Genomic DNA, 14,083 nt, shown 5'->3' with positions numbered 1-14,083 from the left:
GCCCGGCCCGGCGCCGATTTCAAGCGCGACGGGAGGAACGCGAGGCCAGCTTGACCGTTCGCGTCGGGATGACTGCGCGCCGCCCCTCCCGCCTCGCCCCGCTTCGCAACCTGTTCGCCCGGGCGGCCGCCCGGTCGCCAGCGCAGGCCGAGCGCGGCCGGGTGTGGAAGTTCCTGGCCGCCGCCGCCGGGGGTCTGGCCGCCGGCGCCGGCGCCGCCCACCTGCTCTACAGCCAGGGGCACAAGGTCGGGGTGGAGCTGCGCGCCCCCCGCCCCGAACCCCTGCCGCCCAAGGTCCCCACGCCCGAGGACTATGAGGCCCAGGAGCCCGGTCGCGGCCGCATGGCCAAACGGCCCGAGCACATTCCTCACAGGGGCTGGTCCGACATCGTCTGGCGCACCGGCGGTTCCTATTTCGGCGACCGGGTCGGCTTCGTCGCCGGCGGCGTGACCTTCTTCACCCTGCTGTCGTTGTTCCCGCTCTTGGGGACGTTCGTGACCCTCTACGGCCTGTTCGCCGATCCGGCCGACGCCTGGGGCCGGCTGCAGTTCCTCTACGCCCTGCTGCCCGACAGCATCGCCGAGTTCCTGGGCGGGGAGATGCAGCGGCTGGCCGAGAACTCCAACAGCCAGCTGACCTTCACCCTGGCCTGGACCCTGGCCCTGTCGCTATGGACCGCCAACGGGGCGGTCAAGGTGCTGTTCTACGGCCTGAATGTCGCCTACCACGAGGTCGAACGCCGCAACATCGTGCGCTACAATTTGATCTGCATGGCCTTCACCGTCGGGGCCATCATCGCCGTTCTGCTGACCTCGGTCCTGGTCGTCGGCGTGCCGGTGGTGGTGCGGCTGTTCGGGCTGGAGGAGGAGTGGGGGCTGATCGCGCCGCTGCGCTGGCCGCTGCTGCTGGCGGGCTATATCGCGGCCCTCACCGTCATCTACCGCTATGGCCCCTGCCGTCAGCGCGCGCGCTGGCGCTGGGTCACGCCGGGCGCGATCTTCGCGGCGGTGCTCAGCCTGACCGTGTCCTTCCTGTTCAGCTGGTATCTGTCCAACTTCGTGCGGACCGACAGCTACGGCCCGCTGGCGGCCATGATGGGTTTCCTGCTGTGGACCTGGCTGTCGGTGCAGGTGATCCTGATGGGCGCCGAGTTGAACGCCGAGATCGAGCACCAGACCGCCGTGGACACCACGACCGGCAAGCCCCTGCCGATCGGCGAGCGGGGCGCCAAGGTCGCCGACAGCATCGGCGCCCGGCGCGGCAATCCCGCGGCCCTGGCCTTCACCCAGCGCCAGGCCGAGCGGGTGGCGGACCGCCTGCGCGGCCGCCAGAACCGCAAGGCCGCCGAGCGCGTCGCTACAGAATGAAGCGGCTCAGATCGACGTCCTTGGTCAGGGCGTCCATCTTCTCGCGCACCGCGTCGCCGTCGAAGGTCACGGTCTGGCCCGACAGGTCCGAGGCCTTGAAGCTGGTTTCCTCCAGCACCCGCTCCATCACGGTCTGAAGCCGGCGCGCGCCGATGTTCTCGACCGCGCTGTTGGCCGCCACCGCCGCATCGGCCATCGCCTCGACCGCATCGTCGGTGAAGGTCAGGGTCACGTCCTCGGTCGCCAGCAGGGCCTGGTTCTGACGGATCAGATTGGCTTCCGGCTCGGTCAGGATGCGCTTGAAGTCGTCGCGCGTCAGGGCCTTCAGCTCGACCCGGATCGGCAACCGCCCCTGAAGCTCGGGCAGCAGGTCGCTGGGCTTGGCGACGTGGAAGGCGCCCGAGGCGATAAACAGCACATGGTCGGTCTTCACCGGCCCGTATTTCGTCGAGACCGTGGTGCCCTCGATCAGGGGCAGCAAGTCGCGCTGCACCCCCTCACGCGACACGTCGGCGCCGGATGCGCCTTGCCGCGCAGCGACCTTGTCGATCTCGTCCAGGAAGACGATGCCCTCGTTCTCGGCCAGTTTCAGCGCCTCCTGCGTCAGGCTGTCCTGATCCAGCAGCTTGTCGCCCTCTTCGGCGATCAGGGGCGTCGTCGCATCGCGCACGGCCAGCTTGACGGTCTTGGTGCGCCCGCCGCCCATCTTCCCCAGCATCTCCGACAGGTTCAGCAGGCCGACGTTGCCGCCGCCCGGAATGTCCAGGCCCTGGATCGGCGAGGCGGTGTCCGCCAGCGCGATCTCGATCTCCTTGTCGTCCAGCTCTCCGGCGCGCAGCTTCTTTCTGAAACTGTCGCGCGTCGCCGGCCCCGCGCCCGGTCCGATCAGGGCGTCCAGGATCCGGTCCTCGGCGGCGGCCTCGGCCTTGGCCCGCACGTCGCCGCGCCGGCGCTCGCGCACCATGATCAGGGCGCTCTCGACCAGGTCGCGCACGATCTGATCCACGTCGCGGCCGACATAACCCACCTCGGTGAACTTGGTCGCCTCGACCTTCAGGAAGGGCGAGCCCGCCAGCCGCGCCAGCCGACGCGCGATCTCTGTCTTGCCGACGCCGGTCGGGCCGATCATCAGGATGTTCTTGGGCGTCACCTCGTCGCGCAGGTCCGCCGGCACGCGCTTCCTGCGCCAACGGTTCCTCAGGGCGACGGCGACGGCGCGCTTGGCGTCGTTCTGGCCGACGATATAGCGATCCAGTTCGGAGACGATCTCGCGGGGGGTCAGTTCGGTCATGCGACGCAGATAGGAGAGGCCGAACCGTTGCGGGAGAGGGGCGGGGCGTCGCAGCGCGCACAAAATCCTATCGTCATCGGCGAAAGGGCGTCATGCCGATCGTCAGGATCGCGCACGCTGCACCACAGGCCAACGATGACACCCCTGCAAACGGATCGTCTGACCCTTCGACGCTTTCAGGCCGGCGACGCCGCAGACCTGTTCGCCTACCTTCATCAGCCGCGCGCCGCCTGTTTCGCCGCGACGACTCTTCAGGACATGGTGGCGGCCGAAAAGGAAGTCCTCAAGCGCGGAGCCGAGGGCGAATATATCGCCGTCCAGTCCAAGGCCGACGGCCATGTCATCGGTGATGTCTTCGCAACGTTCGAGGCGCCGGACACCTGGTCCATCGGCTGGAACTTCAACAGCGCCTATGGGGGCGCCGGCTATGCGTCCGAAGCGGCACGCGCCCTGGTCGACCATCTGTTCAAGGACAAGGCGGCCCGTCGCCTGTACGCCTATGTCGAGGACGACAATCTGGCGTCACAGAGGCTTTGCGAACGGCTGGGCATGCGGCGCGAAGGGCTGTTCCGCGAGTTCATCTCGTTCGTGAACGACGCCGCGGGCCAGCCGATCTACGTCAACACGTGTCAGTACGCCCTTCTGCGACACGAATGGCGAGCCTGACGGTCAGCAAAAAGGCGTCCCCGGTCGGAGGACGCCTTAAGGCTTCAAGCGCCTGTCGCCCAGATCAGGCGGCGTTGGCGGCCTTGTTCTTGGCCAGCTTGTCCTGGTGGGCCTGCATGCCCTTGGCGATCAGGTCGGCGGCTTCGCCGGCGTCGCCCCAGCCCTCGACCTTGACCGACTTGCCCTTCTCCAGGTCCTTGTAGCGGGTGAAGAAGTGCTCGATCTGCTCGATCAGGATGGCCGGCAGCTGACGATAGCTGGCGATCTCGGTGTAGTAGGGGTTCAGCTTGTCGACCGGCACGGCCAGGATCTTTTCGTCGCCGCCGGCCTCGTCTGTCATCTTCAGCACGCCGATAGGACGCGAACGGATGACGCAGCCCGGAACGACAGGGGTCGGGTTCAGCACGATCACGTCGCAGGGGTCGCCGTCGTCCGACAGGGTGTGCGGCACGAAGCCGTAGTTGCCCGGATAGTACATGGCGGTGTGCAGGAAGCGGTCGACGAACAGGGCGCCCGAGGCCTTGTCCATCTCGTATTTCACCGGCAGGCCGCCCTGTGGAATTTCGATGATGACGTTGATGTCCCAGGGAGCGTTCGGGCCGACGGGAATGGCGTCGAGGTTCATGGCGGGTCTTTGCTGCGACTGCGAAACTTTGAAAGGCGAAGGGTGATAGGCTCCCCGGCCCGTCACGGCAAGGGCGACATGTGGCGAACACGGGCCCGGCGGACTTGCGTCGCGGCGCATCATCGCGGACATCTGGATCATGACCTGGACCGATTGGGCGGCGCTGGCCCTCTTCTTCATCTGCTGGCTGGGATACAGCCCCATCTTGGCTTTCATCAGCCGACGGGGCGGCTCGCTGAACCAGGACATGGAGCATGTCCGCGCGGCCTGGATGCAATCCATGACCCATCGCGAGATGAAGCTGATCGACAGCCAGCTGATGGGCCATTCGATCAACTCCGCCTCCTTCTTCGCCTCGACCAACCTGCTGCTGATCGCGGCAGTCGCAGGCATCCTGTTCGGCGGCGAGAGCGCGCTTCAGGGGTTCGCCGCCGTCGGCGCCGAAAACGTGCCGATGAAGATTCTGGAGGCCAAGCTGGCGCTGGTGCTGATCTGCCTGGCGCGCGGCTTTCTGGATTTCATCTGGGCGCTGCGTCAGATGAACTACGCCCTGGCGCTGATCGGCGCGGCGCCGGAGATCCACACCAAGACCGACCGCAAGGCCTTCAGCGAGGCGGCGGGCCAGCTTTTGAACCCGGCGCTCAGTTCCTTCAGTCAGGGTGTGCGCGGCTATTACTTCGCCCTGGCGGCGGCGGCCTGGCTGTTTGGACCGCTGTGGCTGGCCTTGGGCGTGGCGTCCTCGTTCGGCCTGTTGATCTATCGTCAGGAAGCGTCGCCCGCCGCTCGCGCCATTCGCAATGCGCGGCGGCTGTTGGACAACTAAACCGATCCTTTCGCAGTTGCGAGATTGAGCACCCGTCCGACTTTCGTCGAAAGAGCGCCGTCTTGTCAGGCGACCCGCCCTATTTGCGTAACAAGGCGTGACCGTGCAGGCGCGCACTGCTCTTGACCTATTGTGCATCGCAACCTAAGTTGACCTCTGACGCCTCCGGGCGTCTTGCCCTTCCTGGGCGTTTCCTCCCTATAGACTTTTAATGCCGCACCCTCGGGTGCGGCTTTTTTTTGATCTGATCAGCGATCAGTCAGGCCGACCACGCGTCTGAGCACAGGGTGGCGATCACGCGCGACAGGGCCTTGTGCGTCTTGGCGTAGGCCGCGTTGGGGGCCAGCGTCGTCTCGTCCAGATAGAGTTTGCGGCTCAGCTCGATCTGGATGGCCTCATAGCCCTCGTCCGGCCGTCCCCAGCGCTGGGTGGACCAACCGCCGGCGTAGGGATGGTTCTGCGCCACGCGCCAGCCCAAGCCCTCGAACAACTCGCGCAGCCGCCGGCTGAGCCGTGCACTGCAGGCCGAGCCGTAACGATCGCCCAGCACGACCTCGGCCCCGACGGCGCGCGCCGGCATCGAATGCCAGTCGATCAGCACGGCTCGTCCGTGCGTCGCGCGCGTCGTCTGCATCCGTTCGCCCAAGGCTTGGTGATAGGGGGCGTGGACCCTGGCGATGCGGTGCGTGGCCTCCGCCAGCGTCAGCCGGCGCGCATAGAGCGGCGTGCCGTCGCCGGCCAATCGGGGAATCACGCCATAACCGGCGGCCGTCTTGGCCCCCACCGGCCCCTCCAGATCCTCGATCAAGGCCGGGTCAAGCTCAGAGGGATCACGGTTCAGATCGACATAGGCCCGGCCGATCCGCCCTTCGATCAGCGCGGCCCCTCTGCGTGGTCCCTCTGCGACCAAGCGCCCGACCAGGGCGTCTTCGGCGCTTTTCAGGCTGGCGCGCGACAGGTCCGGCGCGGCGCCCATGTCGTCAGGATAGACGTCGCCGGAGTGGGGCGAGGCGAAGACCAGCGCCGTCGCGGGCGCGTCCGCCGCCGGGGCGGTGATCGAAAAGCTGTCGCCGCCGTCGGTCATGCTCCCGCTTAGCGCGTTTCGCTGTGGAAGGAAGTCGGCTGATCGGCGAATTTCATCGGCGGTTTACCGTTCGGGCTCTAGGTTTGCGATCTGTTTCAAGGGTGTTTCTCGAATGGCGCGTATTCTCCTGGCCGAAGATGACGGTTCGTTGCGCGGATTTCTGACGCGCGCGCTGGAGCGGGCAGGCCACCAGGTCATCGACTGCGAGAACGGCGACGACGCGATCGACGCCTTGGAACACGGTCCCTACGACCTGCTGCTGACCGACATCGTCATGCCGGGCGCCGACGGGATCGAAGTCGCTCGCGTCGCCGCCGCCCGCCAGCCCGGCCTGCGCATCATGTTCATCACCGGCTTCGCCGCCGTGGCCCTGACCGCCGCCCAGGCCACGCCGGACGCCAAAGTGTTGTCCAAGCCCGTCCACCTGCGCGATCTGGTCAATGAAGTCGAGCGGATGGTCGCCGCCTGACACTTCGCTGCGACTGGTCCGAGCGGCGTTCGGCGAGAAATCGCATTCTTGCCGCTAAATCGGCTTGATGCCGACCGGCCTCGCCGCTATACGACCGCTCTTCCCGCTCCGAAGACGTTTTTCGGAGCCCTACGGCGGATGCGTAGCTCAGCGGGAGAGCACCTCGTTGACATCGAGGGGGTCACAGGTTCAATCCCTGTCGCGTCCACCATTTTCCCTACTTTTCAGATCAGTCGCCATCAGCCCTGGCTGGCGTCTGCGCGCTAGAGCAGCCGGCCCTGATCGGACGTCCGGACGGCCGTGTCCGTCATCAGGCCCCGGCGGCGAAGCTCGGTCGCGGCGGTGAAGGCGATGTCGATGTCGCGTCCTGACGCCAAGATATGAAGCCGGTCGGCATCCACCGCGCTCCACGCCTTGCCGCGCTCGGGGCCGGCGAGCACGCGGGGCAGCAGTCCCGGTTCGCGACTCCAGGCCAGAAGCTGGTCGACGGTCGTCTGGTTCAGCATGTCGCGCAGATGATGCGCGGTGACATAGGCGTCGGGCAGGGCGCGATGCGCCGGCAGGCCCAACTCATGCACCAATCCTTCGGGCCGACGCAGATAGCGCAGCATCTGGTTGGAGAAGCGCGGCAGGTCGGGCCACAGCCGCAGGGCGCATTTCCAGGTGCAGATCCACCTTGCGCCGCCTGACAGGGCAGGGGTGCAATACCGCTGCTCGAAGCTGGCCCGGTGAGCCGCCAGGGCGATCACGCCCGTCTCCGGGCGAAGGATGGGCGGCGCGACGGCCTTCCAATAGCCGGCGTCCTGAACCCACTCGTCCAGAATGTGGTGAACCGCCATGGTGTCGGGCGAGATCGGCCGACCGGGATTTACAAAACGGGCGCCGCGCGTCGCATCCAGACGCCATGGGCCGACCCCGTCGCGCACCACGTCCTGCCAGCCGATCTCGCACACGTCCTGAGGGCCGGATCCGGCCGTCTCCAGGTCGATGACGCGGACGCGTTGGGGGGATGGCGTAAAGTCGGTCAGGGCGTCCTCGGCGTCGGGTTCACACCTGACAACGCCCGGGGCGACGGATTCGGTCCGGCGCCTGAAAAGACCGCTGACAGCTTCTCGTCAGTTCGGCAGACGGATCGACCCGTGCGGCATGACCGCCATTACGGCCCAGAGGCCGACCAGCACCACGGGCGAGGCGATCAGCGCCCGCCGACAGCGATGCGCCAGATAAAGAGCCTCGCCGATCACGATCGACACCAGCATTTGCGTTTCCCCCGAAACGATAACCGACACTTCTATGACGTCGCCGACAGACATGTCCCTCAATGAGACGAAATCCATTTTGTCGTGGGAGCTCCGCAGGCCGGGCGGTCGCTGGACGTGCGACCAGGAATGCGCAATCTCGCGGGCATGGGATCTGTCGCGCGCCTGTTCCGTCTGCATTTGTCGCTGTGGCTCGGGCTGCTGGTGCTGGCGACCGTCGCGGCGCTGGCGCCGGCCGGCCTCGGCTGGCCGATGCGACTGGCGGCCGGCTGGGATGCTGGCGTGGCGACCTTCCTCATTGCGACCTTTGCGCGGATCTTCAGGGCGCGTTCGCAAGAGGCGATGCGACGCCGCGCGGCGGAACTGGATCAGGCGGGCGTTCTCGTCCTGCCGCTCAGCATGGCTGCGGCCGTGGCCAGCGTCGTGGTCCTGGTCCTCGCCATGGTGGCCAGCGACGGCAAGCCGACCGTTGGGCAGGCGGTCTTTTCAGTGTGCACCGTCGGCCTGTCGTGGCTGTACGTGCACATCATCTTCGCTCTGCATTACGCCCACGGCTTCTACGCCCCGCGTGACGACGGCAAGGGCGATCAGGGCGGGCTGGTCTTTCCGGGTGAGGAGGACGCGGACTACTGGGACTTTCTACACTTCGCCCTGATCATCGGCGTGGCGAACCAGACGGCCGATGTGCAAATTTCCAGCCGCAAGCTGCGCGGCTTGGCGACGTTTCACAGCCTGATCGCCTGGTTCTTCAACGCCGTTATCCTGGCGCTGACGGTCAACCTGGCCGCCACGCTGCTTTAGGCACGCGCAGCCGTTCGGTCAGAGATCGACCGGGCGGCCGGACTCTTCTTCCTCTAGGGTGACGGCGACATCGGCGTTGGCCGACAGGCGCACCTTGTCGCCCTCGACGCCGGCGACGAAGCCGTTCTCGATATAGTGGTGGTGATCGGCGTGGGCGCCGGTGTTCTCGCGCCGCGTCAGCTTGATTCGGTCGCTCTCGACCCGATCCACGACGCCGACGTGCACGCCGTCGGCTCCGATGACTTCCATGCCTTCCTTGATCTCGCTCATCGCTGTTTTTCCTCGCTGAACATCGTCTCGATAGCGGAGCGCCGCCGACCGACATTTCGTTCCCGAGGCGCTGGGACGGCGAGCATGCTTGTTCGCGGCCCCGCCGACTGGCAAGGCTTTGGGACAGTGTTCAGCACAAGCCGGCTGAGGAGCGCGAGCGACAGGGATGCCGTTGACTTGATCGAACAGTATGGATGGTCCGAAGTCTGGGCGATGGCGTTTGCGCCGCATGCCCATGCCGGGCACACGCCGGGCCGCGTGATCCTCCAGCATCGCAACGGCTATCTGGTCGTCACGGATGCGGGCGAGCTTCAGGCCAAGGCGTCCGGCCGACTGAGGCACGAAGCCCAGGAGACTGGGCCCCCTGCAGTGGGCGACTGGGTGGCGCTGTCGCCGAACCCTCAGGACGGCGCCGCCACCATCCATGCCGTCCTGCCTCGCCATACGGCCTTCGTGCGGCGGGCGGCGGACAGCGCGCGTCGAACCCAAATCCTGGCGGCCAATATCGACGTGGCCTTCGTCGTCACCTCGCTGAATGCGGATCTGAATCCGCGCCGGATACAGCGTTTCCTGGCTGCGGCGATGGACAGCGGAGCGCGGCCTGTTCTCGTTCTGACGAAGTCGGATCTCAGCGCGGACCCCCAAGCCGAGGCCGCTCAGGTGGCGGCGCTGGAAACGCAGACCCTGGTCCTGACCGTCTCGGCGCGCGAAGGCGTCGGCCTGGAGGCGCTGCGTCTTCAGGTGAAGCCGGGCGAGACCTGTGTCCTGATCGGCTCGTCGGGTGTCGGCAAGTCCACCTTGGTCAACGCTTTCCTGAACGAGGATCGGATGGCGACCCAGGCAATCCGCGCATCCGACGACCAGGGACGACATACCACCAGCCACCGCCAGCTGCTCCCGCTGCCCGGCGGCGGTCTCATCATCGACACGCCCGGCATCCGCGAAGTGGGCCTGATCGACGCCGAAGAAGGTGTGGAAGCGGTCTTCGACGATATCGAACACCTGATGCAGGAGTGCCGCTTCACCAACTGCGGCCATGTTACCGAGCCGGGATGCGCTGTCCAAGCGGCCCTGGCGGACGGCGCGCTGGAGGGATCGCGCTGGGCGCATTTCCAGAAGCTGAAGTCGGAACTGGCGGCGGCGGGGGATAAGGCGGAACGGATCGCCAAGGCTGCGGAACGTCGGCGGCTGGGCGGCCTGCAGAAGGTCTATCGCGCGACGAAGCGCAACGACCGGGGCGGGGCCGATCGATAGCGTCGATGGCGCAACCGAATTTCGACGTGTTGCGGGGCCAAACGGGCTAGGTGAGGTCCTTAGACTCAAGAAAGATCACCATGTCCGCATTCACCATCGTCACCACCAGCGCCGTTCAGGGCAGCGAGGCCGCAGAGGTCAACACGCTGACCGACGACTTTTCCGACGCCAGCGAGGCGGTGGGCTATGCACGGCGCATGGCCGACGAGATGATCGACATGGCCGATCAGCTGCTGCTGGATTTCGATTACAGCAACGTCGGCGTCTATGAGGGCGACCTGCTGGACGAAGACGTCACCCCGGATCACCCCGCCCTGATCGGCGTCTGGGTGCTGGATGAAGAAGGCTCGGCCTTCGTGCCGGCCGAAGAGTTCCGCCAAGGATCGACCGAAGTCGAGAACTGATCGGCGGCTATCGCGGCGGGAGGTTCGGATCGAGCCGCCTGCCGCTTCGGTCATCGGACGAGAGACGGGGCCTAGTCGCGCGCCGACTGGCGACTTCTGCGGATCGAAAATGTGAGGGGGAGGATGGCCGTCCCTCCGAACACCTTGCGGTGCTCGGAGGTGACGATGGTGGAGCTTAGCGGAGTCGAACCGCTGACCTCTTGCATGCCATGCAAGCGCTCTACCAACTGAGCTAAAGCCCCGGACCTGTCGGTCTGGATCGCCCGGTTCATCTTGCGATGGCCCCCGGCGAGGCGGCGGAAACTAGGTCAGGCTTTTTCTGCGATCAAGCCCGTTTCGAGATTTATTTTCACCGCGTTCCCAAGGGTGAAAATACGCAGATTTTTCAAACCGAAAGGTGTGAAAGGCCTGCTGTCCCGCCGCGTCTCCCTAACGGGAAATGCGGCGGGTGCAACAAGAATCTGAGCCAGATCGCGAGAAGCCCACAGCAAGTCGGGCTTCAAGTCGCGCGATGCGCGATGGGCTCAAGAATTTAGTCGTCGTCGCGCGATGGCTTGGCGATCTCGTCGTCGATCGAGTCGTCGTCTTCGTCTTCGATGAACGGCACGGAGTCGTCATCGTCGTCGGCCAGCAGATCGTCGTCGCCGTCGGTCGAGCCCATGCCGGCTTCTTCCGAGGCGTCGGCCGGGGAGTCCTCGTCCTCGTCGTCCGGCGTCAGGATCGGCTCGTGGCCTTCCTCGTCGATTTCCGGCGTCTTGACGTCGTCTTCCTCGTCCTCGTCGCCGTCGACCTTCTTGTCCTTGACCTGATCTTCCGTGTCCTCATCGTCGGACGGATAGCCGGGACGGGCGCGGCGGCTGCGCAGCTTCATCGCCTCTTCGGGATCGAAGTCGGTTCCGCATTTGGGGCAGTGGGCGGGGCGACGGTTCAGGTCGTAAAACTTCGCCTGGCAGTTGGGGCAGACCTGTTTGGCGCCCAGTTCGGGATTGGCCACGTTTGGATGCTTTCAACGGGTTGAATTCGGGGCGGTCCCTTGCCACCCCTTTGACCCGCTGTCAAAAGCTGTCTTTCGCGCCGCCCGCGCGGCCCTTCGCACAATACAGCCTGAAGCGGGTGATCATGCCGTCCCAACTGACTTCGCGCCGCGCATCCGCCCTGACCGGAAAGGTCCGCGCGCCAGGCGACAAGTCGATGTCGCACCGGTCGATGATCCTGGGCGGAATGGCGTCGGGCGTGACCGAGGTCGAAGGTCTCCTGGAAGGCGACGACGTCCTGGCCACCGCCCGCGCGGTCGAAGCCTTCGGCGCCAAGGTCGAGCGGACCGGCGACGGCAGATGGCGGATCGAGGGGGCGGGCGGCTTTAAGACGCCCTCGTCGGTGATCGACTGCGGCAACGCCGGAACCGGGGTGCGCCTGCTGATGGGGGCGGCGGCCGGCTATCCGCTGACCGCGACCTTCGATGGCGACGGCTCGCTGAGAAAGCGGCCGATGAAGCGGGTCACGGGACCCCTGGCCGACATGGGGGCGGCGTTCGATTGGCAGGCGGCCGAGGATCGGCTTCCTGTGGCCCTGACCGGCGGCGCGCTGAAGGCCATCGACTATGTGCAGACGGTGGCCTCGGCCCAGGTGAAGTCGGCCATCCTACTGGCGGGGCTGAATGCCGAGGGCGTCACATCGGTGGTCGAGCCCGAAAAGAGCCGCGACCACACCGAGCGGATGCTGCGGGCCTTTGGCGCCGAGGTGAGCGTCGAGGAGAGGGGCGAGGGCTGGAAGGTGACGCTGAAGGGCGGTCAGGCCCTGACCGGGACTTTCGTCGCCGTGCCGGGCGATCCGTCCTCGGCGGCGTTTCCCCTTGCGGCGGGGCTGATCGTGCCGGGGTCGGAGGTCACGGTCGAGGGCGTGATGCTGAACCCGCTTCGCACCGGCCTGTTCGACACCTGGATCGAGATGGGCGCCGACCTGACCATCACCAACCAGCGTGAGGCCGGGGGCGAAGAGGTCGGCGACATCACCGCCCGTCACTCGTCCCTGAAGGGCGTGGTCGTGCCCGAGGATCGCGCCGCCTCGATGATCGACGAATATCCGATCCTGGCGGCGACGGCGGCCTTTGCGGACGGCGTCACCATTATGCGCGGCGTGGGCGAGATGCGGGTCAAGGAAAGCGACCGGATCTCGCTGATGGTCGAGGGGTTGCGCGCCTGCGGCGTTCAGGTCGAGGAGGAGCCGGAAGGCTTCATCGTCACCGGCGCCGGCCAGGGCGGGTCCGTGCGTGGCGGCGGCCTGGTCCACACCGCCCACGACCACCGCATCGCCATGAGCCATCTGGTTCTGGGCCTGGCCGCCGAACTGCCGGTCTCGGTCGACGAGCCCGGCATGATCGCCACCAGCTTCCCCGGCTTCGTCGAGATGATGAACGGGCTGGGCGGGCGGATCGCGTGAAGTCGGCGCGCGACGTCTTCGGTAGAGGCATCGCGGTCCTCGGTCTTCTGACCTGTCTGGGCGGAGCCGGCTGGACGGCTTTGATCGTCTGGCAAGGGGTGACGACAGGCCGGGTCTCGGGCAAGCATGGCGCCGTGCATCTCAGGGCCGAGGGCGACGCCTTCTTCTATTCGACCGTGGCGCTGAGCGGCGTCGCCTGTCTGGTTTGGCTGGGTTTGGCGGCCTTCGCGGTCGTGGTTCTGGCGCGTTGGAAGGCATGGTCGTGAACCGGCCGGGGCCGTCGGGCTGGATCAAGCCGATCCTGACGCTGGCGATCGCGATCCTGATCGGCTGGTTCTGCGTGATCGGAGCCCGAGAAATCGTCCAAAGCCTGGATGCCGGGGTGCTGAACAACCGAAAGGGGCCGGACGTTCTGTTGGCGGACCGACCCCTGCTGTTCTGGGGCGTCCTGGGCTTCTATGTGGCGTCGGTCGTGACGGGTGTGGGACTGGCGATTTTGCTGGCTGGCATTGCAATTCGTGATTTGGTTGGACGCCGGCGCTGAGGGCTTCGGCTGGATTGGTCGGGCGATCCTCGCTATCAGGTTCCGCCTCCCGTGCGTTTGGGATCGAGATTGAAATGCGCCACGCGCTGCGGAGACCTGCTTGACCCTGATCATCGCCGTCGACGGACCGGCCGCATCCGGCAAGGGGACCATCGCCGCGCGCCTGGCCCAGACCTATGGCCTGCCGCATCTGGATACGGGGCTGTTGTATCGGGCCGTGGGCGCAAAGGTGCTGGCGGACGGCGGATCGCTGGATGACGAGGCCGCAGCGACGCAGGCAGCGCGCGGACTGGATGCGGCGGGCCTGTCGGACGATCCGCGCCTGACGACGGGCGAGGCGGGCGAGGCCGCCAGCCGGGTCGCCAGCTTCGCCGGCGTGCGGGCGGCTCTGCTGGAACTGCAGCAGGCGTTCGCGGCCCAGGCGAGCGGCGCCGTTCTCGACGGACGCGACATCGGCACGGTGATTGCGCCGAACGCTCAGGCCAAACTGTTCGTGACCGCGACGCCAGAGGTGCGGGCCACGCGCCGCTGGAAGCAGCTGACCGCGCGCGGATCGGACATCGCCTTCGACGCCATGCTGGCCGACATCCAGCGCCGCGACGAGCGCGACGCCGGGCGCGGGGCGGCCCCGATGGTCCAGGCCGACGACGCGGTCTTGCTGGATACGACCGATCTGGGTATAGAGGCCGCCTTCGATGCGGCCCGCCGTATCGTCGAGGCGGCGCGCGCGAAACACGGTCTCTGACCCATTTCGCAAATCCAACGCTCCCACCCTCGGCCTCCGCGG

At 66.7% G+C, this 14,083-nt stretch carries 18 protein-coding genes and 2 tRNA genes; 12 read left to right on the top strand and 8 right to left on the bottom strand.

The window, feature by feature from the left end; translation table 11 throughout:
* Window positions 1–50: 50 nt before the first annotated feature.
* Complete coding sequence (locus BLR19_RS07280) at window positions 51–1,367, top strand: YihY/virulence factor BrkB family protein (protein ID WP_255366489.1); 1,317 nt, start codon at window positions 51–53, stop codon at window positions 1,365–1,367.
* Here the strand turns inward: BLR19_RS07280 and hslU are convergent.
* Window positions 1,357–2,658, bottom strand: a complete 1,302-nt coding sequence (gene hslU, locus BLR19_RS07275) for an ATP-dependent protease ATPase subunit HslU (RefSeq protein WP_091748880.1) — start codon at window positions 2,656–2,658, stop codon at window positions 1,357–1,359. The two genes, BLR19_RS07280 and hslU, sit on opposite strands and share 11 nt — an antisense overlap.
* A gap of 135 nt (window positions 2,659–2,793) precedes the next feature.
* On the opposite strand from hslU, the gene BLR19_RS07270 reads away from it, so the two are divergent.
* Window positions 2,794–3,324 carry a GNAT family N-acetyltransferase gene (locus BLR19_RS07270; RefSeq protein ID WP_091748877.1) on the top strand — a complete coding sequence of 177 codons (531 nt, stop codon included), beginning with the start codon at window positions 2,794–2,796 and terminating at the stop codon, window positions 3,322–3,324.
* A gap of 64 nt (window positions 3,325–3,388) precedes the next feature.
* Here BLR19_RS07270 and ppa read toward each other — a convergent pair whose 3' ends face one another.
* Window positions 3,389–3,949, bottom strand: a complete 561-nt coding sequence (gene ppa, locus BLR19_RS07265) for an inorganic diphosphatase (protein WP_066552596.1) — start codon at window positions 3,947–3,949, stop codon at window positions 3,389–3,391.
* Between the two features lie 139 nt (window positions 3,950–4,088).
* Here ppa and BLR19_RS07260 point away from each other — a divergent pair, with 139 nt between their 5' ends.
* Window positions 4,089–4,772 carry a DUF599 domain-containing protein gene (locus BLR19_RS07260; RefSeq protein WP_055803258.1) on the top strand — a complete coding sequence of 228 codons (684 nt, stop codon included), beginning with the start codon at window positions 4,089–4,091 and terminating at the stop codon, window positions 4,770–4,772.
* Window positions 4,773–5,031: 259 nt separating this feature from the next.
* On the opposite strand, the gene BLR19_RS07255 is transcribed toward BLR19_RS07260, so the two are convergent.
* Window positions 5,032–5,856: an N-formylglutamate amidohydrolase gene (locus BLR19_RS07255; RefSeq protein ID WP_091748874.1), complete on the bottom strand. Its 825-nt coding sequence runs from the start codon at window positions 5,854–5,856 to the stop codon at window positions 5,032–5,034.
* A 112-nt stretch (window positions 5,857–5,968) separates the two neighbouring features.
* Here BLR19_RS07255 and cpdR point away from each other — a divergent pair, with 112 nt between their 5' ends.
* Window positions 5,969–6,325 carry a cell cycle two-component system response regulator CpdR gene (cpdR, locus tag BLR19_RS07250; RefSeq protein ID WP_017506825.1) on the top strand — a complete coding sequence of 119 codons (357 nt, stop codon included), beginning with the start codon at window positions 5,969–5,971 and terminating at the stop codon, window positions 6,323–6,325.
* 136 nt (window positions 6,326–6,461) lie between these two features.
* Window positions 6,462–6,536 (top strand) — tRNA-Val (locus BLR19_RS07245).
* A gap of 52 nt (window positions 6,537–6,588) precedes the next feature.
* Here BLR19_RS07245 and BLR19_RS07240 read toward each other — a convergent pair.
* Window positions 6,589–7,278, bottom strand: coding sequence for a DNA polymerase III subunit epsilon (locus BLR19_RS07240; protein ID WP_255366488.1), 690 nt, complete (start codon window positions 7,276–7,278; stop codon window positions 6,589–6,591).
* Window positions 7,279–7,440: 162 nt separating this feature from the next.
* Window positions 7,441–7,584: a hypothetical protein gene (locus tag BLR19_RS14810; RefSeq protein WP_176758284.1), complete on the bottom strand. Its 144-nt coding sequence runs from the start codon at window positions 7,582–7,584 to the stop codon at window positions 7,441–7,443.
* Between the two features lie 129 nt (window positions 7,585–7,713).
* On the opposite strand from BLR19_RS14810, the gene BLR19_RS07230 reads away from it, so the two are divergent.
* Window positions 7,714–8,385 (top strand): DUF1345 domain-containing protein, encoded by a 672-nt coding sequence (locus BLR19_RS07230; protein ID WP_255366487.1) that lies wholly within the window; start codon window positions 7,714–7,716, stop codon window positions 8,383–8,385.
* A gap of 18 nt (window positions 8,386–8,403) precedes the next feature.
* On the opposite strand, the gene BLR19_RS07225 is transcribed toward BLR19_RS07230, so the two are convergent.
* The gene (locus BLR19_RS07225; protein WP_055805252.1) at window positions 8,404–8,655 is read right to left on the bottom strand and encodes a DUF2171 domain-containing protein; all 252 of its coding nucleotides are present in this window, start codon (window positions 8,653–8,655) and stop codon (window positions 8,404–8,406) included.
* A gap of 177 nt (window positions 8,656–8,832) precedes the next feature.
* Here BLR19_RS07225 and rsgA point away from each other — a divergent pair, with 177 nt between their 5' ends.
* Window positions 8,833–9,909, top strand: coding sequence for a ribosome small subunit-dependent GTPase A (rsgA, locus tag BLR19_RS07220; RefSeq protein WP_091748864.1), 1,077 nt, complete (start codon window positions 8,833–8,835; stop codon window positions 9,907–9,909).
* Window positions 9,910–9,989: 80 nt separating this feature from the next.
* Window positions 9,990–10,313 (top strand): hypothetical protein, encoded by a 324-nt coding sequence (locus tag BLR19_RS07215; RefSeq protein WP_055803275.1) that lies wholly within the window; start codon window positions 9,990–9,992, stop codon window positions 10,311–10,313.
* A 166-nt stretch (window positions 10,314–10,479) separates the two neighbouring features.
* Here BLR19_RS07215 and BLR19_RS07210 read toward each other — a convergent pair.
* Window positions 10,480–10,555: transfer RNA gene (locus BLR19_RS07210), tRNA-Ala, on the bottom strand.
* 290 nt (window positions 10,556–10,845) lie between these two features.
* Complete coding sequence (locus tag BLR19_RS07205) at window positions 10,846–11,307, bottom strand: TIGR02300 family protein (RefSeq protein WP_055752793.1); 462 nt, start codon at window positions 11,305–11,307, stop codon at window positions 10,846–10,848.
* 122 nt (window positions 11,308–11,429) lie between these two features.
* On the opposite strand from BLR19_RS07205, the gene aroA reads away from it, so the two are divergent.
* The 4 genes from aroA (at window position 11,430) to cmk (ending at window position 14,041) form a co-directional block, all read left to right on the top strand.
* Window positions 11,430–12,752 (top strand): 3-phosphoshikimate 1-carboxyvinyltransferase, encoded by a 1,323-nt coding sequence (gene aroA / locus BLR19_RS07200; protein ID WP_369818845.1) that lies wholly within the window; start codon window positions 11,430–11,432, stop codon window positions 12,750–12,752.
* A complete protein-coding gene (locus tag BLR19_RS07195; RefSeq protein ID WP_091748861.1) occupies window positions 12,749–13,018 on the top strand; it encodes a hypothetical protein in 270 nt (89 codons plus the stop codon). Before aroA ends, BLR19_RS07195 begins: the two co-directional genes overlap by 4 nt.
* Window positions 13,015–13,296, top strand: coding sequence for a hypothetical protein (locus BLR19_RS07190; protein ID WP_143007343.1), 282 nt, complete (start codon window positions 13,015–13,017; stop codon window positions 13,294–13,296). Before BLR19_RS07195 ends, BLR19_RS07190 begins: the two co-directional genes overlap by 4 nt.
* A 100-nt stretch (window positions 13,297–13,396) precedes the next feature.
* On the top strand, window positions 13,397–14,041 hold the full coding sequence (gene cmk / locus BLR19_RS07185) for a (d)CMP kinase (RefSeq protein WP_091748855.1): 645 nt from the start codon (window positions 13,397–13,399) through the stop codon (window positions 14,039–14,041).
* Window positions 14,042–14,083: the final 42 nt, after the last annotated feature.

It is taken from the genome of Brevundimonas sp. 374, from assembly GCF_900102995.1.
Taxonomy (GTDB): Bacteria; Pseudomonadota; Alphaproteobacteria; order Caulobacterales; family Caulobacteraceae; genus Brevundimonas; species Brevundimonas vesicularis_C.
Note: the sequence above shows the minus strand (reverse complement) of the source record. Positions and strands in the feature narration are given on the sequence as shown.

Coding starts and splice junctions, on each gene's coding strand:
- hslU (WP_091748880.1), bottom strand. CDS start 2,658: ATGACCGAACTGACCCCCCGCGAGATCGTCTCCGAACTGGATCGCTAT.
- BLR19_RS07260 (WP_055803258.1), top strand. CDS start 4,089: ATGACCTGGACCGATTGGGCGGCGCTGGCCCTCTTCTTCATCTGCTGG.
- BLR19_RS14810 (WP_176758284.1), bottom strand. CDS start 7,584: ATGCTGGTGTCGATCGTGATCGGCGAGGCTCTTTATCTGGCGCATCGC.
- BLR19_RS07270 (WP_091748877.1), top strand. CDS start 2,794: ATGACACCCCTGCAAACGGATCGTCTGACCCTTCGACGCTTTCAGGCC.
- BLR19_RS07215 (WP_055803275.1), top strand. CDS start 9,990: ATGTCCGCATTCACCATCGTCACCACCAGCGCCGTTCAGGGCAGCGAG.
- ppa (WP_066552596.1), bottom strand. CDS start 3,949: ATGAACCTCGACGCCATTCCCGTCGGCCCGAACGCTCCCTGGGACATC.
- BLR19_RS07255 (WP_091748874.1), bottom strand. CDS start 5,856: ATGACCGACGGCGGCGACAGCTTTTCGATCACCGCCCCGGCGGCGGAC.
- BLR19_RS07225 (WP_055805252.1), bottom strand. CDS start 8,655: ATGAGCGAGATCAAGGAAGGCATGGAAGTCATCGGAGCCGACGGCGTG.
- BLR19_RS07230 (WP_255366487.1), top strand. CDS start 7,714: ATGCGCAATCTCGCGGGCATGGGATCTGTCGCGCGCCTGTTCCGTCTG.
- cpdR (WP_017506825.1), top strand. CDS start 5,969: ATGGCGCGTATTCTCCTGGCCGAAGATGACGGTTCGTTGCGCGGATTT.